1 rRNA gene is annotated in these 424 nt (G+C 51.2%); it reads left to right on the plus strand.

The annotated features are described in order from the left end of the window. Positions 1 to 424 (plus strand): 23S ribosomal RNA (locus SB751_RS28285); the annotation flags it as partial.

Below are 424 nucleotides of genomic sequence, written 5' to 3' on the forward strand. Positions count from 1 at the left end.
CTATCCATGGGCAGGTTGACGGTTAGGTAATACTGACTGGAGGACCGAACCGACTACCGTTGAAAAGTTAGCGGATGACCTGTGGATCGGAGTGAAAGGCTAATCAAGCTCGGAGATAGCTGGTTCTCCTCGAAAGCTATTTAGGTAGCGCCTCATGTATCACTGTAGGGGGTAGAGCACTGTTTCGGCTAGGGGGTCATCCCGACTTACCAAACCGATGCAAACTCCGAATACCTACAAGTGCCGAGCATGGGAGACACACGGCGGGTGCTAACGTCCGTCGTGAAAAGGGAAACAACCCAGACCGTCAGCTAAGGTCCCAAAGTTATGGTTAAGTGGGAAACGATGTGGGAAGGCTTAGACAGCTAGGAGGTTGGCTTAGAAGCAGCCACCCTTTAAAGAAAGCGTAATAGCTCACTAGTCG

It is taken from the genome of Cupriavidus sp. SIMBA_020, from assembly GCF_046535395.1.
Taxonomy (GTDB): Bacteria; Pseudomonadota; Gammaproteobacteria; order Burkholderiales; family Burkholderiaceae; genus Cupriavidus; species Cupriavidus campinensis.